Genomic DNA, 24,774 nt, shown 5'->3' with positions numbered 1-24,774 from the left:
CGGGCGTTATGTGATTAAGCCTTATCCCGCTGGTGCTGCCCGTCCCCCGGCTGAAGCTCATCTTCACGAAATGCTTCCCGCTTGATGCCATAGCCATCGTGCCACCGACATTCCACCATTCCGCTGGAATACCCGGTGACAATCATACGTGGGCCGCCCTTCTTAGGCTTAACTTCATCACTGACCAAAAAGACCATACCTGCCTCCTGTATCAGGGTGAAACTGTTTCAATTTAGACGAGGAATGGTCTTTTTGCATCCCATAACGGGTAACAATTAGTGCGACGTGCCGCGAATTTTTTCAACCAGCTTCACCGCCGCGACCACGATAGCGCCAATGATGAAGCCCAGCACCAGATTCAGCAGCGTGGGCAGAATCGCCGCGACAACGGCCCCCTGCGCCGAGGAAAAATGTTCGATCGCATGGTGCAGCGGCGCGATACCGTGCACCACGATCCCGCCGCCCACGAGGAACATCGCCAGCGTGCCCACCACCGACAAACTCTTCATCAGCCACGGGGCCAGCACCAGCAGGCTTTTGCCGATGCCTCTTGCCACCGCGCTCGATTTCTCCTCCAGCCAGTAGCCGATATCATCCAGCTTGACGATCAGACCCACCAGGCCGTAGACGCCGACCGTGACCAGAATGGCGATGCCGGAGAGGATCAGAACCTGATTCAGGAGCGGCGCGTCAGACACGATACCCAGCGTAATGGCGACAATCTCTGCGGACAGGATAAAGTCGGTCCGAATGGCGCCTTTGACCTTATCGCGCTCGAAGGTTTTCGGATCCTGAGCGGCCAGCGCTTCAAGACGCTGCTGGCGCATCTCCGGCGTATCGCTCTGCTTGCGCGCGCTAAAGGAGTGCAGGACCTTCTCTACGCCCTCGAAGCAGAGAAACGCCCCGCCAATCATCAGCAGCGGCGTGATGGCCCAGGGAATAAACGCGCTGATCAGCAGCGCCAGCGGGACCAGAATCACCTTATTCAGGAAGGAGCCTTTTGCCACGCCCCACACCACCGGCAGTTCACGGTTAGCTCTTACCCCACTCACCTGTTGGGCGTTAAGCGATAAATCATCTCCCAGCACGCCTGCGGTTTTTTTCGCCGCCAGTTTCCCCATCACTGAAATGTCATCCAGTAAGGTGGCAATATCATCCAGCAATGTTAATAAGCTACTTCCTGCCAAAATCTTAATCCTTCATTTTTTGGTAATTAGGTGAATAGTATGGAGCAAAAGCGCAAACCCGGAAACACCCACCTCACGTCAACAAAAAATTCACATCTGCCACACAATTAAAGGGCTCGCCAGCGAGATAGTTTTCGCGTTTACTATCAGCGACCTTTTTATTTCGTCGTGAGGGATTATGCGTTTCCGGCAATTGCTACCGCTCATTGGGGCACTCTTTTCGCTGTACATCATCTGGGGCTCAACCTACTTTGTCATTCGCATCGGCGTGGAAAGCTGGCCGCCACTGATGATGGCGGGCATCCGCTTTCTCTCGGCTGGCGTGCTGCTGCTGGCCTTCCTGCTGCTGCGCGGGCACAAGCTTCCCCCGCTGCGCCCGATGCTGAATGCCGCCCTGATCGGCCTGCTGCTGCTGGCGGTGGGAAATGGGTTTGTAACGATTGCCGAGCACCAGAACGTACCGTCCGGGATCGCCGCCGTGGTCGTTGCCACCGTACCGCTGTTTACCCTCTGCTTTAGCCGCCTTTTTGGTATCCGCACCCGCAAGCTGGAATGGCTGGGGATTGGTATTGGCCTTGCCGGCATCATTCTGCTGAACAGCGGCGGTAACCTGAGCGGGAATCCGTGGGGCGCAATCATCATTCTGATTGGCTCGATGAGCTGGGCGTTTGGTTCCGTCTACGGTTCGCGTATCGAACTGCCGACCGGCATGATGGCGGGCGCGATTGAGATGCTCGCCGCCGGGATTGTACTGCTGCTCGCCTCCACGCTGACGGGAGAAAAGCTGACGACCCTGCCGCCGCTGTCGGGCTTTCTGGCGGTAGGCTACCTGGCGCTGTTTGGTTCCATCATCGCCATTAACGCCTATATGTTTCTGATCCGCAACGTCTCCCCGGCTGTCGCGACCAGCTATGCCTACGTCAACCCGGTTGTGGCCGTGCTGCTCGGGACGGGATTGGGGGGAGAAACGCTCTCTTCCGTTGAATGGCTGGCATTAGGGGTGATTGTTTTTGCCGTCGTGCTGGTCACTCTGGGCAAATATTTACTGCCCGCAAAACCGGTGGTCACGCCTTGCGAGGTGGAGAAACCGTAAGCAGGTGAATACCCTGCGTGTCGATCTGCGCGGTCTGGCCGCCGCCGCAGATCCACTCCTCCAGCCGCTCGGTCAGATCGGTATCGTTCAGTTTTAATCTGCCTCTCAGCGCACACTCCCAGACGATCAGCACCCGCCAGCCCTGCGCAATCAGCGCGGTGAGATCCCGTCTGTCGCGCTCGACGTTCTTGCCAATTTTATCCAGCCAGAAATCGGTGCGCGTCGCGGGGACTTTAAACAGATAGCAGTCGTGGTGATGCCAGAAACAGCCGTGGGTAAAGATGATGCACTGCCAGGCGTCGATGACGAAATCCGGGCGACCCGCAAGCGCGGGATCCTGCAAGCGGAAATCAAACCCCGCCTGCGTCAGCAGCCCGGCCAGGCGCTTTTCGATGGCGGTGTCACGGGTGCCGATGGCACGCATATTTTTGCTGCGCGTGGCCTTATCGTGAACATCCGTCATTGACGGCCTCACCCTGACGGAGTGCCACCGCCTGTCTGATGCGCGAGGCCAGCAGTTTTGCCACGGCGGCGAACGCGGGAACCACCACCGAGTTACCAAACTGGCGGTACGCCTGGGTATCCGAAACCGGAATGCGGAAGCGGTAACCCTGCGGGGTCTCAAATCCCATCAACCGGGCGCATTCCCGCGGCGTTAAGCGTCGCGGCCGGTGACGCTGGTTGTGCGGATCGTCGAAATCTTTTTCACCCAGCGCCTTGTCCCAGCCTCTGTCGATCAGGATCTCTGCCCCATCCTTATAGTAGCGAGCGGACAACGTACGGGTCACGCTGTGCGGATCGTTGGGGTTTACCATCCCAAAACCGAAGCCGTTGCCCTTCGCCTGATGTTTCTTGGCATAGCGGTAGAGGTATTTCCACAGCACCGGGGTAAGGATAAATTTCGCGTCAACGACAGGTTCCAGCAGATCGGCAACGGTAGGACGACGCTCGGGATACAAAGACGGAATATCACGAAGGGTGAAATCCCCCTTGAGATTGAGGTCGCGGCGGAAACCCACCAGCACGATACGTTCGCGATGCTGGGGCAGAAAATGTTTCCCATCAATGATTTTAGGATCGTCCGCGCCCATGTCCTGCGAGTCGGCCACGTCATAACCCAGCTCATCCAGGGTCTGCATAATAATGCGGAAGGTTTTTCCGCCGTCGTGGCTCTTTAGATTTTTGACGTTTTCCAGCACAAAGATGGCCGGGCGACGGGCGTCAATAATGCGCGCCACATCAAAAAACAGCGTTCCCTGGGTATCGCAGGCAAAGCCGTGGGCACGTCCAAGGGCATTCTTTTTGGAGACACCGGCCAGCGAGAAGGGCTGACACGGGAAGCCGGCCAGCAGCACGTCATGCGCCGGGATCGTCTGGCGGATGTGCTCGGCGGCCTGTTCATCGCTCACGCCGCTTTTATGGCTCAGGGTGACATCGCGGATATCCGCGTTGAACTGGTGCTCGTGCGGATCGCAGTACCAGTTGGCCTTGTAAGTCCGGACGGCATGTTTGTTCCACTCGCTGGTAAACACGCACTGTCCGCCGATAGCTTCAAAACCGTGTCGGATACCGCCGATACCGGCGAAAAGATCGATAAAGCGGAAGGCATAGTTCGGGTGCGCGGCAGGAGGACGCGGAAGCAGGTTTTGCAGATAACGAAACTCGCCTTCGCTCAGGCGACGCCCTGCTCGTTCGCTGGTCAGCAGACGCTTAAGGATCGCCGGGCTCCAGTGGCTCTCGCCGTGCGCCACCAGCAGATTGGCCAGCGTTTTAGCATCATAGATATCCAACAGCTGGCGCAGCAACGCCTGCACCGTTGCCGTTGATTTCTCAGCCTGCTCGGGCGCGGGCTCTGTCACTGATCGATTTTCCTGCATTCTTTTAACCGGAGAGTAAAGACTGGAAACAGATTACCACAGTTCAGTTGCGCAAACTGCGACGGAAGCGGCTCAACACCTGGCTATCCAGCCCGATGCAGTCGCCGTGTAATTCGGCACTGAGTTTCGCCATAAACTGGATCAGGAAATCGGCATTGTGGCGTGCCAGCTCGCGGCCCATTTCCGTTTGCATTGTATCAGGCAATCGCAGCAGCTTGGTCTGAAAATGGTCGAGGGCAAACGCACGGTCATCAAGGATACGCGCATCGGCAAAGGGATCGTCTGCATCAAAAAGCGGCACGCCCAGCGCGCCCGAGACGGCAAAGACGCGCGCCAGGCCGATCGCGCCTAACGCTTCCAGCCGGTCTGCGTCCTGCACAATTTTGGCTTCCATGCTCTGTGGCGCAATCCCGGCGCTGAAGCTGTGCGCCTCAATCGCGTGCGCAACGGCGGCTGCGTGCTCTGGCGGAAACTCAGGGAAGTCGCGGCGCAGAATGTCACACGTCCTGCGCGCTGCCATCTGGGATGACCGGCCGCGTTCGGGATGGTTTTTCGGCAGGCTGACAATATCGTGGAAATAGCATGCGGTCAGGATCACCAGCGGCTCCACCGCCTGATCAGCCATGATTTTTTGCGCCGTCATCCAGACCCGACGAAAATGCGAAATATCATGTGCGGTATCGTCGGTGCTGTGGTTTTCCTCAAGCCAGCGCTCAAATCGCTGCTGCCACCGGGCAAGTTCCATCGTCATATCCTGTTGTTTAAAAGTGCATGAATTATAACATAGACGAATTAAATCAATTTAAAAATAGAGCCACGAAATACTTAATAATAATTACACCGTATAAATTCAATGAATTAATTCAGCAGAAAAATAAAGAGATTAATAGAAATGTTTGGCAATATTTCATAGGATTTAATTACATTTTTTTTTGAAACTAAATAACACTTCCTGGAATAGTATCAAGCCTGTAATTGCGGAGGGTGATTACATATATTCATATAAATTATGCTTGAAGGGAATATATAATGAAAAGAAAAGTTCTGGCAATTGTGGTACCCGCGTTATTAATGGCAGGCGCAGCCAATGCGGCTGAAATGTACAACAAAAACGGCAACAAAGTTGACCTGTACGGCAAAGTCGACGCGCGTCATATCTTCTCTGACAACCCTGGCGACGACGGCGACGAAACCTATGTGCAGATTGGTTTCAAAGGCGAAACCCAGATCGCTAACGATCTGATCGGTTACGGCCAGTGGGAATACAAAACCTTCGCTAATAATACCGAGGGCGCGGGTGACAAATCGTTTAACCGCCTGGCGTATGCTGGCCTGAAATATGGCGAATACGGTTCATTTGATTATGGCCGTAATTACGGCGTCGTGTACGACGTTGAAGCCTGGACCGATATGCTGCCTGTATTTGGCGGTGACTCTTACACCTGGACCGATAACTTTATGAACGGTCGTGCTAACGGTCTGGCAACCTATCGTAACCAGGATTTCTTCGGTCTGGCTGAGGGCCTGAATTTCGCGCTGCAGTATCAGGGTGCGAATGAAGGTCAGGATGCAACAGAAGATCAGGAAGGCACGAAAAATGGCCATGACAATGTTCGTTTCCAGAACGGCGACGGCTTTGGTATGTCTACCACCTACGATTTTGACTTCGGTCTGAGCCTGGGTGCGGCATATTCATCTTCCGACCGCACGAACAAACAGGTTGCATACGGTGCAGGTAACTACAACCGCTACAGCCCATATGCAGGTGGCGAACACGCTGAAGCCTGGACCATTGGGGCAAAATATGATGCGCAGGGTGTTTACCTGGCCATGATGTATGCGGAAACCCGCAATATGACGCCATATGGTAATGTTGGTATCGCCAACCAGACCCAGAACTTTGAAGCCGTTGCGCAGTACCAGTTCGACTTCGGCCTGCGTCCGTCTCTGGCATGGGTTTATTCCAAAGGTAAAGACATTGGCGGCAATGATTACAACCCAGGTAATAATTACGACTATGTTGATCAGGATCTGGTGAACTATATCGATCTCGGTATGACCTACAGCTTCAACAAAAACTTCTCGACTTACGTTGATTATAAAATCAACCTGCTGGACAGCGATGAAAGCTTCTACGAAGCCAATGGCATCTCAACTGATGACATCGTTGGCGTAGGCATGACCTACCAGTTCTAATTCCCCAAAATACCAAAGGCCGCAATTGCGGCCTTTTTATTTCTTCACTATCTCTATTACGGCGCTTCCTGCAGTGCCACGCGGATAAACCCGTTATTTTGCGCCAGCAGTTCATGGGCTTTCCACGCATCCAGCCCTGTCAGCACCATCAATACCGCCGTTTTACAGTTATGGTTACAGCTCGCCAGCGCGGCTTTTGCCTCCGCCCGTGTGCATCCCCCCGCTTCCATCACAATGGCGATTTGCCGTTCAGCCCATTTGGTCGTGCCTGCCTCAAGATCCACCCGCAGGTTGCTGTAAACCCGTCCGGTTCGGACGGCCAGCCCGGTGGCAATCATCGAGAGGATCATTTTTTGCGCGATCCCCGCTTTGGTGTTGATATAGCCTGCGACGACGTCGGCCCCTAGCTCCGGAGCGATAACCATGCTTGCCAGCTGTGCGGCTTCGCTTTGCGCATCACCGGTAACAATAGCGACCGGTGAACCCAGAGACCACGCATGACGCATTGCCCCCCAGACCCACGGCGTTTTTCCGCTGACGGTCACGGCCAGCATCATATCGTGTTCACCAAACTTGATGGCCTGCAGATCGGCAACGCCGCGCTCGTAGCTCCCTTCCCCTTCTTGTGCCGTAACGGCCATCACAGGGGTTTTGCCCGGCGCATATTCATCGGCAATCTGTTGCGCTACGCGCCCTGACGGCCCCGCACCAACGACGATCAGGCGACCGCCGTGGCTGAGCGTCGCGGCGGCGTTGTCCACCACGCGGGCAATAGTATCTAAACAGGGGGTAATCGCAGCAGAAATGAGTGCATCATCCTGGTGAATGACTTTCAGCATGTCCAGCGTGGACAATCTATCAATATTCATCGTGCTGGCGTGCCGTCTTTCCTTGACCGAACCGGTAAGCATAACGCTCATAAACAGCCTCCTTATTATGAGTACCCACACACTATAAAGTGTTTTATATAGATGACCTGCGAGGAGGGTCACGAAAAGAGGACCAAATCCACGCCTTTACATGGCTTTAAGAAAAGCGCGTCATCGGCGATAATTACCCCTTTCTTAATCATCGCGGAGTGTTGATGAGCGATTTGCAGCCTTTCCTTCCGACGCGCAAGCGCCCCATGAAGCTGAACACCCTGGTCACGCTGATGGTATGCGCGATTATTGCCTCTGTGCTGCTGGTGGTCTTTGCGCTCTACTCCGTGCAAATCACCCGGGCGACCCGCGATGATGTAAAAGATACGGCTCTGGGTATTGCCAGAACGCTGGCCAACAGCCCGGAGATCCAGCGCGGCCTGATGCAGGCACCGCAGGAGAATATTATTCAGCCCATCGCCCAGGCGGTGACGAAACGAAACGATCTGCTGTTCACCGTGGTCACCGATATGCGGGGTATTCGCTACTCTCACCCGAACGAGGCGCTGCTGGGGCTGCATTTTATCGGTGACGATTTAACTCCCGCGCTTGAGGGCAAAGAGAACGTATCGGTAAACCGGGGTGCGCTCGCCGAAGCGCTTCGCGTCTTCACCCCAGTCTACGACGGCCAGCACGAGCAGATCGGCGTGGTGGCGGTAGGTATCTCCCTGAAAAAGGTTGAAGAGCAGATCGCTCGCGGGCGGCTCAACGCCGTCTGGACCATTTTATTCAGTATTTTTATGAGCTCCATGGCGATTTGGGGTCTGGTGCGGGTACTGAAACGCATCCTGTTCGGGCTCGAACCTTACGAAATTTCCGCCTTGTTCGAACAGCGTCAGGCGATGCTGCAGTCGCTTCGCGAGGGGGTGCTGGCCGTCGATATTCACGGGCGCGTGACGATGATCAACCAGACCGCCAGAGAAATATTGCTTCTCCCTTCCGGCAAGCAGACCGAAAATGCCAGCGCCCCCCTGCTGGCCAGCCTGCGCGAAGTCTCAAAGACGGGCGTCGCGCGCCAGGATCAGGAGATCAGCTGTAACGGGCGTCTATTGCTGTGCAACATGGTGCCCGTTAAAAGCCAGGATCGGGTGATCGGCGCCATCACCACCTTCCGTGATAAAACGGAAATCAGCCAGCTGATGCAGCGTATTGATGGCATGGTTAACTACGTCGAGGCCCTGCGCAGCCACACGCACGAGTTTATGAATAAACTGCATGTGATCCTGGGCCTGCTGCACATGAAGCGCTACGACAAGCTGGAAGAGTACATCATTCAGACTGCACATAATTACCAGACGGATATCGGCACGATACAGAGCAAGGTAAAATCCCCGGTGATTGCCGGGTTCCTGCTGGGTAAAATCAATCGGGCGAAAGAAGCGGGCGTCACCCTGACGCTGGCGGATGAATGCCAGATACCGGATACCGCGAGCGAAGAGCAGGTCGCGGTGCTGATCACCGTGCTGGGTAACCTCATTGAAAACGCGCTCGACGCGATGGAAGGACAGCAGGAAGGTGAGATCGGCCTGCTGCTGCATTATCAGAATGGCTGGCTCAGCTGCGAAGTCAGCGACGATGGCCCCGGCATTGAACCCGCTCAGCTGGAGGCTATTTTTACAAAGGGCTTCTCAACAAAAGGTGAAAACCGCGGCGTTGGGCTGTTCCTTGCTCGCCAGCAAATTCAGAACCTCGGCGGCGATATCAGCGTCGAGTCTGAGCCAGGCGTATTTACCCAATTTTTTGTTCACATCCCCTGGGATAGCGAGAGGAATATCGCGTGATAAATGTATTAATTGTCGATGATGACGCCATGGTAGCCGACCTCAACCGTCTGTATGTCAACCGTGTTGATGGTTTTAGCTGCTGCGGCGTCGCCTCCACGCTAAACCAGGCCGAGGCCATCATTAATAACCCCGGGCAGCCTGTCGATCTGGTGCTGCTGGATGTCTATATGCAGCAGGATAATGGGCTGGATTTGCTGCCCGTTATTCGCGCATCCGGTCGCCCGATCGATGTGATTATGATCTCGTCGGCTGCCGATGCCGCCACGATCCAGACCTCCATCCACTACGGCGTAGTGGATTATCTGATCAAGCCGTTCCAGTTTCCGCGCTTTGAAGAGGCGCTGAACGGCTGGAAGGCAAAGCATAGCCTGATGGGTTCGCACCAGTATTATGAGCAGGCCGACGTCGACCGGCTGATCCACGGCGGGGCGCCGGAACTGGCGGACAGTAAAAAGCTGCCGAAGGGGTTAACGCCGCAAACGCTGCGCACGATTTGCCAGTGGATTGACGCTCACCCGGAGACGGAATTTTCTACCGATGACCTGGCAAGCGCGGTCAATATCTCGCGCGTGTCCTGCCGCAAGTACCTGATTTGGCTCGCGCAAATCAACATTTTGTTCACCAGCATTCACTACGGCGCCACCGGCCGTCCGGTGTATCGCTACCGTCTCCAGCCGGAGCAGACCGGCCTGCTCAAGCAATACTGTCAGTAACGCGGTAGTCGTTATCCAGCAGGGTAAAGCGGAAGTGGTGTGCTGAAGAGAACACCACTTCTTTTGTTTTGGTCACAAAGATAGCTTCAATATCGGGACGAGAACGCAGCGCAGCGCAGCCTTTTTCGACGCCCATGCCGTACATCAGCGTGGTCCAGATATCGCCGTCGATGGAGTCTTTCGAAACAATCGTCACGCTGTCCAGCTCGTTGTCCAGCGGATACCCGGTGCGCGGATCGAGAATATGGTGATAGCGCTTGCCGTTTTGCTCAAAGTAGCGCTCGTACGTTCCCGACGTCACGACGGAGAGGTTCTCTACGGTCATCGTGCCGATCAGCGCATCACCGGCGAACGGTTTTTTCAGCCCCACGCTCCAGCCCCCTTCCGGCGAGCCTAACGTCTGAATGTTTCCGCCGAGGTTGATCAGCCCCAGCTCAGCGCCCTCTTTATGCAGGTAATCACGCACCCTGTCGGCGATATAGCCTTTGGCAATGGCCCCCAGATCGATCTCCATCCCCGCTCTGGTCAGAAACACGCTGCTGCTGGCCTCATCAAGAAGAACATCCTCAGGACGGGTTATCGCCAGCAGCGACGCGATTTCATCGGCAGGCGGAACGCTGTCCCCCTGAAAGCCAATTTTCCAGCGCTTCACCAGCGGACCTATCGCCAGGTTAAAGGCGCTGTCCCTGAACAGGCTTGCCGCTTTGGCACAGCGGATCAGCTCAAACACCGGCCGGCTGACGGTAACCGGATGCTGGCCAGCAGCATGGTTGATGTCCATCACCTGCGAGTGCGCGCGGTTGACGGTGAGCAGATCTTCGTACTGTTTGATCAGGCGAAACACGCGGGACGCGAGGGCTTCGTCGTGGGAGAAGAGTTTCAGGAGAATGGGTGAGCCCATCAGGACGGCGGAGTAGCTGTAAACGCGATGGCTATCAGGCATGGCTGGAGTCCTCAGATGTAGCCCCGGCAGGCACCGCGCCGCCGGGGAAAATGCCGGATAGCGCTGGGCGTATCCGGCCTACAACACAGGGGTCTTACTGCTTTTTCGAACGCATAGCCGCCTGATGTCCTGCAAGCGTACCAAAAATAATGATATCTGCCACTGCGTTACCGCCGATACGGTTACCGCCGTGGATCCCGCCGACCACTTCACCGGCCGCAAACGCCCCTGGCAGCACGTTGTGGTTGCTGTCCAGCACGCAGGTTTCGGTGTTGATGGTCACGCCGCCCATGGTGTGGTGCACGCCCGGTGCAATCTGAATGGCGTAGAACGGCCCTTCGTTGATAGGCGCGCGCAGCGCGGTGGTACGGCCAAAATCATCATCGTGCTGTTTTTCAACGAAGCCGTTGTAACGTTCCAGCGTCGCGAGAAAAGCGTGGTGATCCATACCCAGCGCCTCAGCCAGGGCTTTTGGCGAGCTGGCGCTGGTCACGAAACCTTTCGCGATGTACTCATCCGCGGCTTTGTTTTTGGCACGTACGTGCTCGTCAAAGACGATGTATGCGTATTTCTCCGGCAGCGCGATGATTGACGCCGAGACCTTATCGCGGGTCGACATTTCGTTGTAGAAGCGTTCCCCTTTCTGATTGACCAGAATCGCCCCGCCGCCGCGAATGGATTCGGAAATCAGGTACGAGGTTTTCTGCTCTACGGTTGGGTGAATCTGAATTTCGCCCATATCCACGGTACCCGCCCCGATGCGCTCCAGCAGCGCGATGCCGCCGCCGGTTGCCCCTTTGTGGTTGGTGGTAACGAACCCTTCCAGATCAGGACGGTATTTCACCACCATCTGGCTGTTAGCGCTGAAGCCGCCGGTGGCGACAATCACGCTTTTGGTTGCCACGGTGACGGTTTCGTTCTCTTCGGTAGTCAGGCGTACGCCGGTCACTTCGCCGTTCTCGAAGATGATGTCGCTGACGGAGGTATCCAGCATCACCTCGATGTTGCGTTTGTTGACGTTACGCACCAGGCCGCTGATGAGATAGCCGCCTACCGCTGAACCGTCTTTTGGACGGTGAGTACGGTCGATGCTCATCCCGCCGGTGGTGGTGATGTCGTTCAGCATGATGCCGCGCGTGGCCAGCCACTCAATTGCCTGCGGCGCGTTCTCGACGAAGCGACGCAGCAGTTCCGGGTTGTTCTTGTTGCCGCCGCCTTTCAGGCTTTCCTGATAGAACAGCTCTTTGCTGTCCTGAATGCCCTTCACGCGCTGGAAGCGGGTTTCGGCGGCATTCATACCGGCAGAGGCTTTAATGGTGTTCCCGCCGATGGTCGGCATTTTCTCGACAATCAGCACGCTCGCGCCTTCGTCGTGAGCCTGGATCGCCGCAGCCAGACCGGCGCCGCCGCTGCCGACAACGACCACGTCCACGCTGCGGGTTTCGTTCGGATCAACGCCCTCTTCCGCGGCCAGCGCTTTGCTGGATTTCAGCATCGCTTTCGAGACCGCTTTCTTCACCGCCTCGCTCTGGCTGGTTGCGCCGGTGATGGCATCCACGTGCGGGGTATTGGCGTCCAGAATGCGGGTACGGATCTCTTCAAAGCTGGTTACAAACTCAACGTCTTCGCTCGGGCCGGAGGCCAGTTCGATGTCCGCAATGCGGTCGGTTTCAAGGCTGACGTTAATCACCAGTTCGTTAGCGTCATCCTGCACTTTCTCAGCAAAGGTACCCGGTTTGAATTTGGATTCGCCCATGCTCATGTCGCGGATCATCGCTTCCACCAGCGAGAAGCGCCACAGCGGTTCAGGAATGCTGAGCTCTTCGCGTTTGGTGCTGTCCATAAACAGCTCCAGGCTTTCGCCGGCCGCGATGCGGTCGGTCCAGTCCGGATAAGCGATGGTGGCGCGGCCAACGGCAATCAGGTCGTAACCGTGGTCCAGCGCTTCATTCACATCGGAAGCATTCACCACGCCGCCCACGCCCATGACCGGAACCTGCGCCAGCGTTTCAGAACGCATCGCGCAGTATTTTTCGATAAGCGGGGTGGGATCCTGGGTGTCGACGATGGAAGGACGCAGGGTAGCGCCGACGGAGAAGTGCAGATAGTCCACGCCGCGCGCCGCCAGTTTTTCCAGCAGATACATGGTGTCGTCAAAGCGGATGCCCGGGACTTCCATCTCTTCAGGGGAGAAGCGGTAGCCAATAATAAACGCGTCATCCGCGTACTGGCGCACCATTTTGTGGGTAATGTCCAGCACCGCCAGCGGGAACTTCGCGCGGTTATCGCGGCTGCCGCCCCACTCGTCGTCGCGCTGGTTTGAATTCGGGGAGTAGAACTGCTGAATCAGATAGGTATTCGCCCCGTGGATTTCCACGCCGTCGAAACCGGCCTGGATGGCGCGACGCACCGCCTCACCAAACTTGCCGATCATGCCTTCCACTTCTTCTGCGGTCAGGGCGACAGGCGTTGCGGCACCTTCACGCGGCGCGGCTACGGCGCTCGGGCCAACCGGGGTACGGCCACCAATCAGTTTTGGATCGACCATGCGGCCGCCGTGGTAGATCTGCAGCAGCGCCTTCGATCCTTTGGATTTGATGGCCTCCGCGATTTTAGCCAGCCCGGCAATTTTCTCGTCATTATCAATACCGATGGCACCCGGGAAGGCGAGACCGAGATCGTCGACGAAGCAGCATTCCACAATGATGGTGCCAATGCTGCCGGAACGGGCCCGATAGTACTCCACCAGCTCGCTGGTGACGGTGCCGTCAAAATAGCCGGTACAGGTTGTCATAGGGGCCATTAACAAACGGTTTTTCAGTTCAGTGCCATTCGGTAATGTGAAGGGGCTAAGAATGCGTTCGTTAGTGCTCATAATAGAAACTCCAAACTTTTAAAAATTAAGAATTCGTTATCGGATTGATTTTTTATTTCGTCGTTTTTTGCCGATGTCATGATATTAATATAATGATTTTTTTAGTTTCTAAAGTTATTACGTTAGTTAAAAAACTATTTAATCCCTGCGATAACACAAATAACACATTGGTGTTAGCGATTGTAATTCAGTCATTCACAATAATTTAAAAACCGTTAAAATATGAATGGTAAAACCAATTCACCTTAACACATACAAAATCAATAAAAACAATATATTACAATGACACCAAAATCTATCTTGTTAAAGAAATGATAAAAAACACGCAAAAAGCAGGCAATAACCACATACGCCAGAGTGGTTATTAATAAAAGCATAAAAATAACGCTGCAATTCTATTTTTTTGATCGCGATCAATAGTTATGGCATTCAAAAGCGCAATATAAAAACATCATCTTTTTTTAATTTAGCGCACACAAAAACGCGTTAAATCGCTATTACTGAAAATACAGGAAAGCACCTTTAATAACTAAAAAAAAAGCAAAGAAACTAAATAAAGTGCTTTTTCAGTGCGACCGAATTTTTGACAACTTAAGACGTGAAACTATGAATACAAAAACTGCTGTAACGCCCCCTGTGGCGAACCAGGCATCAAATGGAAACGCAAAACGATTGCTGATGATGGCGCTACCCGTCATCGTCGCCGTACTGCTGCTGTTTGTTCCCGTTCCTGAAGGCTTGCCGCCTTACGCATGGCACTACTTCGCCATCTTTGTCGGCGTGATCGTCGGTCTGATCTTCGAACCGCTGCCGGGTGCGGTGATCGGCCTGACCGGCGTGGTTGCCATCGCCCTGTGCAGCCAGTGGGTGCTGTTCAGCCCCGATCAGCTGGCTGACCCGAAATTCAAGCTGGCGGGAGCCTCCTTTAAGTGGGCGGTGAGCGGGTTTGGTAACTCTACCGTCTGGCTGATTTTCGGTGCCTTTATGTTCGCCGCTGGCTATGACAAAACCCGCTTCGGCCGCCGTCTGGCGCTGATTCTGGTGAAGTACCTCGGCCGTCGCAGCCTGACGCTCGGTTACGCCATCACGTTTGCTGACCTGCTGCTGGCACCGTTCACCCCGTCCAACACCGCGCGCAGCGGCGGGACCATCTACCCGATTATCGCTAACCTGCCGCCGCTGTACGGTTCAAAACCTAATGACCCAAGCGCGCGTAAAATTGGTTCATACCTGATGTGGGTGGCGATCACCGCAGCCTGTATCACCAGCTCAATGTTCCTCTCCGCCCTCGCGCCAAACCTGCTGGCCCTGGCGCTGGTGAAAAGTACGGTTGGGATTGATATCTCCTGGGGCACCTGGTTCCTCGCCTTCCTGCCGCTGGGTATCCTGCTGATTCTGGCCATGCCGCTGCTGGCCTACTGGTTCTACCCACCTGAAGTCAAAGTGAATAACGAAGTGCCGCTGTGGGCGACCCGCGAGCTGGAAAAACTCGGCAAACTGTCCCGCAATGAAATTCTGCTGCTGGTGTTCGTGTGCTGTGCACTGCTGATGTGGATCTTCGCCGCCGCGTGGATTGAGCCTGCCATGGCAGCCCTGCTCATCGTCGGTCTGATGCTGTGGACCGGCGTGCTGGAATGGAACGATATCACAGGTAACAAGGCCGCATGGAACACCTTCGTCTGGTTCGCCACCCTGGTGGCACTGGCGGATGGCCTCTCTTCTACCGGCTTTATCAGCTGGTTAGGTAAAGAAGGCGGTCTGTTGATGAGCGGTATCTCTCCGGGCGTGGCGACCGTCGTCCTGCTGCTGGCGTTCTACCTGCTGCACTACCTGTTTGCCAGCACCACCGCGCACACCACGGCGCTGCTGCCAGCGATGCTGACCATCGCCTCCACCATCCCGGGCATGAATATGGAAGTGTTCGTTCTGCTGATGGTGACCTCGCTGGGCGTCATGGGGATCATCACCCCGTACGGTACTGGCCCAAGCCCGATTTACTACGGTAGCGGCTACCTGCCAACCAAAGACTACTGGCGCCTCGGCACCATCTTCGGTGCCATCTTCCTGGCGGCCCTGCTGCTGATTGGTTATCCGTGGATGTCCATGATGTTCTGATTCCTGACCGCCGGACTTCTCCTCCGGCGGTTTTATTTTTGTGGAGCAATACGCTATGTCAAATAAACCGTTTTTCTACCAGAACCCCTTCCCTCTTTCCCATGACGACACCGAATACTACCTGCTGACCAAAGAGCACGTCTCCGTTGCCGAATTCGACGGTCAGGAAGTGCTGAAAGTGGAGCCGGAAGCCCTGACCCTGCTGGCGCAGCAGGCCTTCCACGATGCCGCGTTTATGCTGCGTCCTTCTCACCAGAAGCAGGTTGCCGCCATTCTCAACGACCCGGAAGCCAGCCAGAACGACAAATACGTTGCCCTGCAGTTCCTGCGTAACTCTGAAATTGCCGCAAAAGGCGTGCTGCCAACCTGCCAGGATACCGGCACCGCGATCATCATGGGTAAAAAAGGCCAGCGCGTCTGGACCGGCGGCGGTGACGAAGCGGCGCTGAGCCAGGGGGTGTATAACACCTACATTGAAGATAACCTGCGCTACTCGCAGAATGCGGCGCTGGACATGTATAAAGAGGTGAATACCGGCACCAACCTGCCCGCGCAGATCGATCTCTACAGCGTGGACGGGGACGAATACAAATTCCTGTGCATGGCAAAAGGCGGCGGCTCTGCCAACAAAACCTACCTCTATCAGGAAACCAAAGCACTGATCACCCCGGCGAAGCTGAAAAACTACCTGGTTGAGAAGATGCGCACCCTGGGCACTGCGGCCTGCCCGCCTTACCATATCGCATTTGTGATTGGCGGTACGTCAGCGGAAGCCACGCTGAAAACCGTGAAGCTCGCTTCCACGCGCTACTACGACGCGCTGCCGACGGAAGGTAACGAACACGGCCAGGCGTTCCGCGACGTTAAGCTCGAACAGGAACTGCTCCAGGAAGCGCAGAACCTCGGCCTCGGCGCGCAGTTCGGCGGTAAATACTTCGCCCACGATATCCGCGTGATCCGCCTGCCGCGCCACGGCGCCTCCTGCCCAATCGGCATGGGCGTCTCCTGCTCCGCAGACCGCAACATTAAAGCGAAGATCAACCGCGACGGGATCTGGATTGAGAAGCTGGAACACAACCCGGGTCAGTATATTCCTGAATCACTGCGCCAGCAGGGCGAAGGCGACGTGGTGAGCATCAATCTGGACAAGCCGATGAAGGAGATCCTGGCGCAGCTTTCCGCGCACCCGGTCTCTACCCGCCTGTCGCTGAACGGGACCATCATCGTGGCGCGCGATATTGCCCACGCGAAGCTGAAAGAGCTGCTCGACAACGGTGAAGAGCTGCCGCAGTACGTTAAAGACCATCCGATCTACTACGCAGGCCCGGCCAAAACGCCGGAAGGCTACGCGTCTGGCTCACTCGGCCCGACCACGGCGGGCCGTATGGACTCGTATGTGGACTTACTGCAATCCCACGGCGCGAGCATGATCATGCTGGCGAAAGGCAACCGCAGCCAGCAGGTAACCGACGCCTGCCATAAACACGGCGGCTTCTACCTGGGCAGCATTGGCGGCCCGGCGGCGGTGCTGGCGCAAAACAGCATTAAGAGCCTGGAATGCGTCGCGTATCCGGAGCTGGGAATGGAAGCCATCTGGAAAATTGAAGTCGAGAACTTCCCGGCGTTTATCCTGGTGGATGACAAAGGCAACGATTTCTTCCAGCAGATCCAGAACAAACAGTGCGCGGGTTGTTCACAGCGCTAGGTTGAGACAGGCCGGGTGGCGCAACGCTGCCCGGCAGTCGCAGAAAGACATGAGCCTGCGTCATGTCACAAAACCGTGATATCAGCCACTTAGCAAAAAGTGGTGAATAAAAAATCAATTAATTGTTAAGTTATTGTTGTCATTAATTGTATTGATCCCGCGAAGGCTATTCATGCAAAACGTGCATCAGCCGATGCGGCATTTGCGCTTATCTATTTCCTCATCCTGATCCAGTTTTCAAAAACAGACGCGTAAAACGTCAACAATAAACTGGAGATAACCATGTTTTCCTCAACCTCACCTGCAACCGTACGCTCGAAAGCGGGCGCCATACTCCGCGTGACGTCCGGCAACTTTCTTGAGCAGTTCGATTTCTTTCTGTTCGGCTTCTATGCCACCTACATCGCCCACACGTTCTTCCCGGCGAGCAGTGAATTTGCGTCGCTGATGATGACCTTCGCCGTCTTCGGCGCGGGCTTTTTGATGCGTCCAATAGGCGCCATCGTGCTAGGCGCGTATATCGACAAGGTAGGTCGCAGAAAGGGGCTGATCGTCACGCTTTCCATCATGGCGGCGGGGACGTTCCTGATCGTGCTTATCCCCTCTTATCAAAGCATCGGTCTGTGGGCGCCGCTGCTGGTGCTGACGGGCCGTCTGCTGCAGGGCTTTTCCGCCGGTGCGGAGCTTGGAGGCGTCTCGGTTTATCTGGCTGAAATCGCCACGCCGGGCCGCAAAGGGTTTTACACCAGCTGGCAGTCCGGCAGCCAGCAGGTCGCCATTATGGTCGCCGCGGCGATGGGCTTTGCCCTGAATGCCCTGATGGAGGAGAGCGCCATTCGCGAATGGGGCTGGCGCATCCCGTTCCTGTTCGGCTGCTTAATCGTGCCGTTTATCTTTTTCCTGCGCCGCAAGCTGGAGGAGACGGAAGAGTTCAGCGCGCGCCGCCAGCATCTGGAGATGCGTCAGGTCTTTAAAACGCTGCTCGGCAACTGGCAGGTGGTGGTCGCAGGCATGCTGATGGTGGCGATGACCACCACCGCGTTCTACCTGATCACCGTCTACGCCCCCACCTTTGGCAAAAAGGTGCTGATGCTCAGCGCCTCGGACAGCCTGCTGGTCACGCTGCTGGTGGCGATTTCTAACTTCATCTGGCTGCCGGTGGGCGGCGCGCTGTCGGATCGCTTCGGGCGCAAGCCGGTGCTGATTGCCATGGCCCTGCTGGCGCTGGCGACCAGCTACCCCGCCCTGACGCTGCTGGCGAGCGCGCCCAGCTTCTCCATGATGCTGAGCGTGCTGCTGTGGCTCTCCTTCCTTTACGGCCTGTACAACGGCGCGATGATCCCGGCCCTGACGGAGATTATGCCTGCTGAAGTGCGCGTGGCGGGGTTCTCTCTGGCTTACAGCCTGGCAACGGCGGTCTTTGGCGGCTTTACCCCGGTCATGTCCACCGCGCTGATTGAATACACCGGTGACAAAGCCTCGCCTGGCTACTGGATGAGTTTCGCCGCCGTGTGCGCCCTGCTGGCCACGCTCTACCTCTACCGCCGCCGCGCGGTATCGCTGCAAAACACCGTCAAGTCACAGGGGGCAGTATGAAACGCACCTATCGCTTTACCGCCAGCGCGCTGGTGCTGACGCTCCTGAGCGTTAATGCCTGTGCCCAGGACGTGAAGGTCATGATTTCAGGCGGCTTCAAGGCCGCCCTGGAAAAGCTGGCCCCGGACTATGAACGCCGGACCGGGGATAAAATCGTGATTATCCCCGGCCCCTCAATGGGCGCTACGCCGCAGGCGATCCCAAACCGACTGGCGCGCGGCGAGAAAGCCGACGTGGTGATTATGGTGGGCGATGCGCTGGAGAAGCTCGAAAAAGCCGACCAGACCCAGCCGGGTTCGCGAACGGAACTCGCGGACTCCCCCGTTGGCATGGTGGTGAAAAAAGGTGCGGATGTCCCTGATATCAGCAGCGAGTCGGCTTTGCGTAAAACGCTGCTGCAGGCCAGCTCCATCGCCTACTCTGACAGCGCCAGCGGCAGGTACGTCAGCCAGACGTTGTTCAAAAAAATGGGGATTGAAAAAGAAGTGGCGGGTAAAGCGACAATGGTCGAGCGTATCCCGGTCGCCTCAGAAGTGGCGAAAGGAAAATACGCCGTCGGTTTCCAGCAGGTCAGCGAGCTGCTGCCGGTTCAGGGCGTCACCTTTATCGGGAAAATCCCGGATAATCTGCAGTACATCACGCGCTTCGCGGGTGCGGTCACCCGTCACGCAGAACATCCCGCAGAGGGGAAAGCGCTGCTGACCTATCTCGCCTCACCGCCCTCCAGGGCCGTCATCCAGAAGACGGGGATGATCCCCGTTACGTCCGGCGATACTGCTCGGTGATCTGCTTTTCCAGTTCAGCCGCAATGTAGGACTGGATGCGCCCCCGGCGCCGGATAAGCCCCACGGTGCGTTTCACTTCCGGCGCCACCAGCGGCAGATGCGTCAGCAGCGTGTGCTCTGACGTCGGCATCGACATGGCGGGAACGGCAGCAATGCCGATCCCCGCCTCTACCATACCGAGCATCGTGGTAACGTGGCGCGTTTCGCAGACGCTGGGGCGTTCGGGAACGATATCCCCCAGCATCCGATCGAGCAGGTTACGGTTGCCTGACGTTTTATCGAGGGAGATATAATCCTGCTGGTAAAAGGCCTGCCACGTCAGGTGACTCTTCTGCGCCAGGGGGTGATCCTTTCGGCACGCCGCAACATAGACATCCTCCACCAGCGGGAAAAATTCGATGTCAGACGGCAGATTTCCTGCGAAGCAGATACCAAAATCCGCCTGGCTTCGGGCCACGGCGTCAATCACATTCCCCGCGCTGCTGTCGATGAGCTTAATGCGAACCCGCGGATAGCGAGACTGAAAACGACGGATCACATCGGGCATAAAGTAACAGGCCGCGGACGGCACCGTGGCAACCGTGATCAGCCCCGTCCGCTCTTCACTGACCTTATCGACATCCGCCAGCATTGACTCAACGTTGTCGAGCAGCTGCGCGGAGCGTTCAGCAAAGTTTTGCCCGTATAACGTTAAGGCCACGCGGCGGGTGGTACGGTCAAACAGCCGGTTTCCCAGCGCGGCTTCCAGCTTTTCAATCCTGCGGCTCAGCGCCGACTGGGATAAGCAGATAGATTCAGCAGCGACACGGAAGTTACCGTATTCCACTAACGCTCTGAAAGCATAAAGATCGTTAAGGTCAAAATTCACGGGCATGGCGTCTGGATGTCCTGTCAGGGAATACGCAACAAAGTCAAAAATAATAGCGTCTTATTGACCCACCGCAACCGGCGCGGTGGTGAAATACGTCAGAGCTCGTTGAGATGCAGGCGAATATACCCGGCGCGATCGGCAATGGCCTGCCGCTCCTCTTCCTTCATGTCCGCAAGCTGTTTAAAGACGATGCCCAGGCGGGGATTGTTACCCAGACGCGCCTGGTTGCGCGCAAAGAAATCCCAGTAAAGGGCATTGAAGGGGCACGCCAGCTCTCCGGTACGCTGGCTGTGTTGATACCGGCACCCCTGACAGTAGTTACTCATCTTATGAATATACGACGCGCTTGAGACGTAGGGTTTACTGGCCAGCAACCCGCCATCGCCAAACTGGCTCATTCCGAGGGTATTGGGCAGCTCCACCCATTCAAAGGCATCAATATAGACCCCCAGATACCATTCATGAACCGCCTGCGGCGACAGGCCGCTGAGCAGGCTAAAGTTCCCGATGACCATCAGGCGCTGGATATGGTGGGCGCAAGCCTCGGTGAGGGACTGCCCAATCGCATGCGCCAGGCAGCGCATCTGCGTCCTGCCGGTCCAGAACCAGTCCGGCAGCGGGGCGTGCTGGTCTAAGGCATTCAGCTCCCGATAGCCCGGCATCTGCGACCAGTAGATCCCACGCACGTACTCCCGCCAGCCGAGAATTTGTCGGATAAACCCTTCGACGGCTGGCAGCGGCGCATGGCCCAAACGCCATGCCTGCTGGGCGGCAGCCACCACTTCCCGCGGATTAAGCATTTTGGTGTTCAGCGCGAACGAAATTAACGAGTGGAACAGAAAAGGCTCCTCAGCGTGCATCGCGTCCTGCCAGGCGCCGAACTGCGGGAGCACGCGAGCGATAAATTCATCCAGCCTGGCTTTGGCTTCCGAACGGCTGAGCGGCCAGCGAAAATTCCCGGCCTGCGGTTCGCCGAAGGTGTTTACGCCGCAGCGCTGGATCTCCGCCCATAAGGCTGAATAATCGTGGCTGGGACGCGAGTCGTCCGGCGCGGGCGGCTCGCCGGACCAGCGTTTGCGATTTTCAGCATCAAAATTCCATTTCCCCCCTTCCGGCTCGCCTTCTGAGGTTAACAGTATGCCGTTCTGACGACGCATTTCCCGGTAAAAGTACTCCATTCGCCAGCTTTTGCGCGTCGCAAAGAACGCGCTCACCTGTTCACGGGTGGTGAAGAAATGCTCGCTGCTGACGCAGGCCGTTTCGACGGACGCCGCTTTCGCCCACGCCTGCAGCTGCGTGTCCAGGCGCCATTCGTCGGGCTCCTGCCATATCACCCTGTCGGCGCCGTAATGCGCGACAAGCGCGTTGAGATTGTCTTCCAGCGCGCCGCGGTTTGAGTCGTCAGAGAGCCGGACATACCTCACCCGATGCCCCTTCTCCTTTAACGCAGAGGCAAACGCGCGCATGGCCGCAAAAATGGCGATCACTTTCTGAGCGTGGTGAAGCACGTACGCGGTTTCGGCCCGCAGCTCAAGCATCACGTAAATGACATTTGGATTACAGGCATCAAACCAGCTGTGGTGCGGATTAAGCTGATCGCCCAGGATCAGGCGCAGTTCGGTCAACGGTGGCTCCTTCGACAGCGCTCGGAACAGTATTTGACCTCATCCCAGCATTTCGCCCATTTCTTGCGCCACGTCATGGGCCGCTGGCAGTGCGCGCACGCCCGGCTGGGCAGGTCCTGCTTGTTACCTTTGAAATCGCTCATCTTTTCAATACCGTATTGATTTCTTCACCAGACCGGTGGATGCAGGCTACGACAGACTTCACAAAATGAAGGTGATGCCCGTAAACCGCTACCCACCGCTACGTACGAATGATAGTTTATTCAGGCTGGAATTGTCGCAGTGAGCGATTTTCTGGCATCTTAACCAAACCTGACTTTCCCATTTTTGTTCAAGTGACGAGTTTGCGAGCAAAGCGATGATAAAGTGGCCCTGGAAAACGAATGAAGCTGGCCGGGATATGGCGCTGCCATGGGATGACGCGCTGACGATCCCTGTTCTGGCTAATCTTAAGCCGGATGAACAAGCGAAACTGGTTCAGCTGGCGGATCGTTTTTTACAGCAAAAACGCCTGGTTCCACTGCAGGGTTTCGAACTCGATCCCCTTAAAAACGCGCGCATCGCCCTGCTTTTCTGTCTGCCAGTGCTTGAATTGGGTATCGAGTGGCTGGATGGCTTCCACGAAGTGCTGATCTATCCGGCTCCCTTTATCGTCGATGACGAGTGGGAAGATGACATCGGGCTGGTGCACAACCAGCGCGTGGTGCAGTCCGGACAAAGCTGGCAGCAGGGACCGATTATCCTCAACTGGCTCGACATTCAGGACTCGTTCGATGCGTCCGGTTTTAATCTGGTTATCCATGAAGTGGCGCATAAGCTCGATACCCGCAACGGCGATCGCGCCAGCGGAGTACCGCTGATCCCGCTTCGCGAGGTGGCGGGCTGGGAGCACGATCTGCACGCGGCGATGGATAACATTCAGGATGAAATAGACCTGGTGGGCGAAAGCGCGGCCAGCATTGACGCCTATGCGGCAACCGACCCGGCCGAGTGCTTTGCGGTGCTCTCGGAGTATTTCTTCAGCGCGCCCGAGCTCTTCGCGCCCCGCTTCCCGGCGCTGTGGCAGCGTTTCTGCCAGTTTTATCAGCAGGATCCGCTCCAGCGTCTGCGGCAAAATGAGGAGTCTGGCGGTCATTCCTCCCGCCAGATCCATTAAGGCTTTTCAGCAGGGGTCCGCTCGGATGACCGTACCCCTATGCTCAACGCTAAAAACAGCACTGCCATTCCCCATGCGGCCACCGTCAAAGACTGCTCGCCGTAAAAGCGCGTCACCACAGGCACCAGCAGCGCGCTGACGCCGTAGCCTAACGTGTGGCTTGTGGCGATGACGCCCGCCCCTTTCCCGGTGGTCAGCCTGTCGTTCAGCAGAAGCTGGTAGCCCGGCGTGGCCATCGCCGCCCCGAGTGAAGTGATAACAATCCCCACGTAGAACAGCGTTAAACCGGCGACAGTCATCAGCCCAAGCCCTGCAACCATTAACACCGCCGCGATGCAGAGCAAGGTCACCGGGGTGAAATGCTGCGGGCGGACCACCAGAAACTGCGCCGCGAGCGTGGCCAGCGCGGCCAGGCTCAGAAGAAGCGCAACATGATGGCTGATCTCCCGGGCGTTGCCCTCCAGCAGAGGGCTAAGATGCGGTGACAGGCCAAGCTGCATCAGGCTGACCAGCGCCGCCAGCAGCAGCGCCAGCAGCAGGAACGGCAGCATCGAGGCCTGCAGGCGGGTCGCCTGGTGCGCCACCGGCGGCAGCGGCGGGTCTGCGGCTTCGCGAAGCACCAGCAGCAGCGCGATTAACGGCGCGATCGCCATCAGCCAGAGCGGCGCAACCGGGCTGACGCTGAGCATCAGCGCCGCCAGCGGCGGGCCGAGCAAACGTCCGCAGCTGAGGCCGGAGCTTATCGTCGCCAGCGCCGCCATTCTTTTCTCCAGCCCCGCACGCTGAATAGCCCACGTCTGGGCCGCAGGCACCAGCCCCGAGACCGTCAGTCCGTAAAGCAGACGTGAAAGAATCAGTCCCGCCAGTCCCCAGACGGTATCCAGCCTTCCGGCCGCCATCGTCCAGACCACCAGCGCCATGACGACGAAACTGGCCAGATAGCCGCTCAGCGAGGCCACCATCACGGCCTTACATCCCCGCCGCTCGCTCTGGCGTCCCCACCAGGGCGAGGCCGGTAAAAAGAGCATGGATCCAAACATCAACAGCCCGGCCCAGACCGAAAGCGACAGCCCGGTCAGGGTCACCAGCTGCGGGAGCATCACCAGCAGGCCGTTTTGCCCGATACCTAATAAACCCGCACATAGCGCCAGGGGCCAGTTGGCTTTTGAGGTGACCTTTTCGGTCAATGTTTCTGAGTCAGCGCGCATGAGAATGTGAACATAGTGTCAATAAATGTGTGGAAATCATGAAGTTTATGAAAACAAATATTGCAAAAATGGTTGCGACTGTAAACAGAATGAATATCATAACGAGAATTATTATCAATCATGGA

21 protein-coding genes are annotated in these 24,774 nt (G+C 56.6%); 9 read left to right on the top strand and 12 right to left on the bottom strand.

Going from position 1 to position 24,774, the window contains the following annotated elements:
• Positions 1 to 14: 14 nt before the first annotated feature.
• Together FOY96_RS07840 and FOY96_RS07835 are read right to left on the bottom strand one after the other, a co-directional pair.
• Positions 15 to 197 (bottom strand): YodC family protein, encoded by a 183-nt coding sequence (locus tag FOY96_RS07840; protein WP_023312315.1) that lies wholly within the window; start codon positions 195 to 197, stop codon positions 15 to 17.
• A gap of 78 nt (positions 198 to 275) precedes the next feature.
• On the bottom strand, positions 276 to 1,187 hold the full coding sequence (locus tag FOY96_RS07835) for a DUF808 domain-containing protein (protein WP_032658668.1): 912 nt from the start codon (positions 1,185 to 1,187) through the stop codon (positions 276 to 278).
• Positions 1,188 to 1,365: 178 nt separating this feature from the next.
• On the opposite strand from FOY96_RS07835, the gene yedA reads away from it, so the two are divergent.
• A complete protein-coding gene (gene yedA / locus FOY96_RS07830; protein ID WP_033145907.1) occupies positions 1,366 to 2,280 on the top strand; it encodes a drug/metabolite exporter YedA in 915 nt (304 codons plus the stop codon).
• Here yedA and FOY96_RS07825 read toward each other — a convergent pair.
• The 3 genes from FOY96_RS07825 to FOY96_RS07815 all read right to left on the bottom strand — a co-directional run bounded on the left by FOY96_RS07825 (position 2,252) and on the right by FOY96_RS07815 (position 4,902).
• Positions 2,252 to 2,743: a very short patch repair endonuclease gene (locus FOY96_RS07825; RefSeq protein ID WP_064672751.1), complete on the bottom strand. Its 492-nt coding sequence runs from the start codon at positions 2,741 to 2,743 to the stop codon at positions 2,252 to 2,254. The genes yedA and FOY96_RS07825 overlap by 29 nt on opposite strands.
• Positions 2,724 to 4,139, bottom strand: coding sequence for a DNA cytosine methyltransferase (locus FOY96_RS07820; protein ID WP_069303031.1), 1,416 nt, complete (start codon positions 4,137 to 4,139; stop codon positions 2,724 to 2,726). Before FOY96_RS07820 ends, FOY96_RS07825 begins: the two co-directional genes overlap by 20 nt.
• A 61-nt stretch (positions 4,140 to 4,200) precedes the next feature.
• Positions 4,201 to 4,902: a phosphohydrolase gene (locus tag FOY96_RS07815; protein ID WP_064672753.1), complete on the bottom strand. Its 702-nt coding sequence runs from the start codon at positions 4,900 to 4,902 to the stop codon at positions 4,201 to 4,203.
• Between the two features lie 284 nt (positions 4,903 to 5,186).
• Here FOY96_RS07815 and ompC point away from each other — a divergent pair, with 284 nt between their 5' ends.
• On the top strand, positions 5,187 to 6,353 hold the full coding sequence (gene ompC, locus FOY96_RS07810; protein WP_143346810.1) for a porin OmpC: 1,167 nt from the start codon (positions 5,187 to 5,189) through the stop codon (positions 6,351 to 6,353).
• 56 nt (positions 6,354 to 6,409) lie between these two features.
• On the opposite strand, the gene FOY96_RS07805 is transcribed toward ompC, so the two are convergent.
• The gene (locus FOY96_RS07805; protein ID WP_143346809.1) at positions 6,410 to 7,273 is read right to left on the bottom strand and encodes an N-acetylmuramic acid 6-phosphate etherase; all 864 of its coding nucleotides are present in this window, start codon (positions 7,271 to 7,273) and stop codon (positions 6,410 to 6,412) included.
• Positions 7,274 to 7,437: 164 nt separating this feature from the next.
• On the opposite strand from FOY96_RS07805, the gene FOY96_RS07800 reads away from it, so the two are divergent.
• Positions 7,438 to 9,054 (top strand): sensor histidine kinase, encoded by a 1,617-nt coding sequence (locus FOY96_RS07800; protein ID WP_143346808.1) that lies wholly within the window; start codon positions 7,438 to 7,440, stop codon positions 9,052 to 9,054.
• Positions 9,051 to 9,770 carry a two-component system response regulator DcuR gene (dcuR, locus tag FOY96_RS07795; protein WP_033145914.1) on the top strand — a complete coding sequence of 240 codons (720 nt, stop codon included), beginning with the start codon at positions 9,051 to 9,053 and terminating at the stop codon, positions 9,768 to 9,770. Before FOY96_RS07800 ends, dcuR begins: the two co-directional genes overlap by 4 nt.
• Here dcuR and FOY96_RS07790 read toward each other — a convergent pair.
• Positions 9,751 to 10,713 (bottom strand): FAD:protein FMN transferase, encoded by a 963-nt coding sequence (locus tag FOY96_RS07790; RefSeq protein WP_143346807.1) that lies wholly within the window; start codon positions 10,711 to 10,713, stop codon positions 9,751 to 9,753. The genes dcuR and FOY96_RS07790 overlap by 20 nt on opposite strands.
• Before the next feature lie 94 nt (positions 10,714 to 10,807).
• Entirely contained in the window at positions 10,808 to 13,588 is a 2,781-nt protein-coding gene (locus FOY96_RS07785; RefSeq protein WP_143346806.1) for a flavocytochrome c, read from the bottom strand.
• Positions 13,589 to 14,194: 606 nt separating this feature from the next.
• Between FOY96_RS07785 and FOY96_RS07780 the strand changes: the two genes are divergently transcribed.
• The 4 genes from FOY96_RS07780 (at position 14,195) to FOY96_RS07765 (ending at position 19,789) form a co-directional block, all read left to right on the top strand.
• Complete coding sequence (locus tag FOY96_RS07780; RefSeq protein WP_072210827.1) at positions 14,195 to 15,703, top strand: anion permease; 1,509 nt, start codon at positions 14,195 to 14,197, stop codon at positions 15,701 to 15,703.
• A 55-nt stretch (positions 15,704 to 15,758) separates the two neighbouring features.
• Entirely contained in the window at positions 15,759 to 17,408 is a 1,650-nt protein-coding gene (fumA, locus tag FOY96_RS07775; RefSeq protein ID WP_143346805.1) for a class I fumarate hydratase FumA, read from the top strand.
• Between the two features lie 282 nt (positions 17,409 to 17,690).
• Positions 17,691 to 19,004 carry an MFS transporter gene (locus FOY96_RS07770; RefSeq protein ID WP_029741700.1) on the top strand — a complete coding sequence of 438 codons (1,314 nt, stop codon included), beginning with the start codon at positions 17,691 to 17,693 and terminating at the stop codon, positions 19,002 to 19,004.
• Positions 19,001 to 19,789: a substrate-binding domain-containing protein gene (locus FOY96_RS07765; RefSeq protein ID WP_143346804.1), complete on the top strand. Its 789-nt coding sequence runs from the start codon at positions 19,001 to 19,003 to the stop codon at positions 19,787 to 19,789. Before FOY96_RS07770 ends, FOY96_RS07765 begins: the two co-directional genes overlap by 4 nt.
• Here the strand turns inward: FOY96_RS07765 and psrA are convergent.
• The 3 genes from psrA to FOY96_RS07750 all read right to left on the bottom strand — a co-directional run bounded on the left by psrA (position 19,764) and on the right by FOY96_RS07750 (position 22,428).
• Positions 19,764 to 20,663 (bottom strand): L-proline-binding transcription factor PsrA, encoded by a 900-nt coding sequence (gene psrA / locus FOY96_RS07760; RefSeq protein WP_045887829.1) that lies wholly within the window; start codon positions 20,661 to 20,663, stop codon positions 19,764 to 19,766. The two genes, FOY96_RS07765 and psrA, sit on opposite strands and share 26 nt — an antisense overlap.
• A gap of 92 nt (positions 20,664 to 20,755) precedes the next feature.
• Positions 20,756 to 22,285 carry a cryptochrome/photolyase family protein gene (locus FOY96_RS07755; protein WP_172620508.1) on the bottom strand — a complete coding sequence of 510 codons (1,530 nt, stop codon included), beginning with the start codon at positions 22,283 to 22,285 and terminating at the stop codon, positions 20,756 to 20,758.
• Positions 22,282 to 22,428 carry a DUF2256 domain-containing protein gene (locus FOY96_RS07750; protein WP_071891562.1) on the bottom strand — a complete coding sequence of 49 codons (147 nt, stop codon included), beginning with the start codon at positions 22,426 to 22,428 and terminating at the stop codon, positions 22,282 to 22,284. The genes FOY96_RS07755 and FOY96_RS07750 overlap by 4 nt, the downstream gene beginning before the upstream one ends.
• A gap of 215 nt (positions 22,429 to 22,643) precedes the next feature.
• On the opposite strand from FOY96_RS07750, the gene mtfA reads away from it, so the two are divergent.
• Positions 22,644 to 23,441 (top strand): DgsA anti-repressor MtfA, encoded by a 798-nt coding sequence (mtfA, locus tag FOY96_RS07745; RefSeq protein WP_033145920.1) that lies wholly within the window; start codon positions 22,644 to 22,646, stop codon positions 23,439 to 23,441.
• Here the strand turns inward: mtfA and FOY96_RS07740 are convergent.
• Entirely contained in the window at positions 23,438 to 24,649 is a 1,212-nt protein-coding gene (locus FOY96_RS07740) for an MFS transporter (protein ID WP_143346802.1), read from the bottom strand. The genes mtfA and FOY96_RS07740 overlap by 4 nt on opposite strands.
• Positions 24,650 to 24,774 lie beyond the last annotated feature (125 nt).

It is taken from the genome of Enterobacter asburiae (assembly GCF_007035645.1).
GTDB classification, from domain to species: Bacteria; Pseudomonadota; Gammaproteobacteria; order Enterobacterales; family Enterobacteriaceae; genus Enterobacter; species Enterobacter asburiae_B.
The sequence above is the reverse complement of the archived record's forward strand: the minus strand, read 5'-3'. Positions and strand labels throughout refer to the sequence as shown.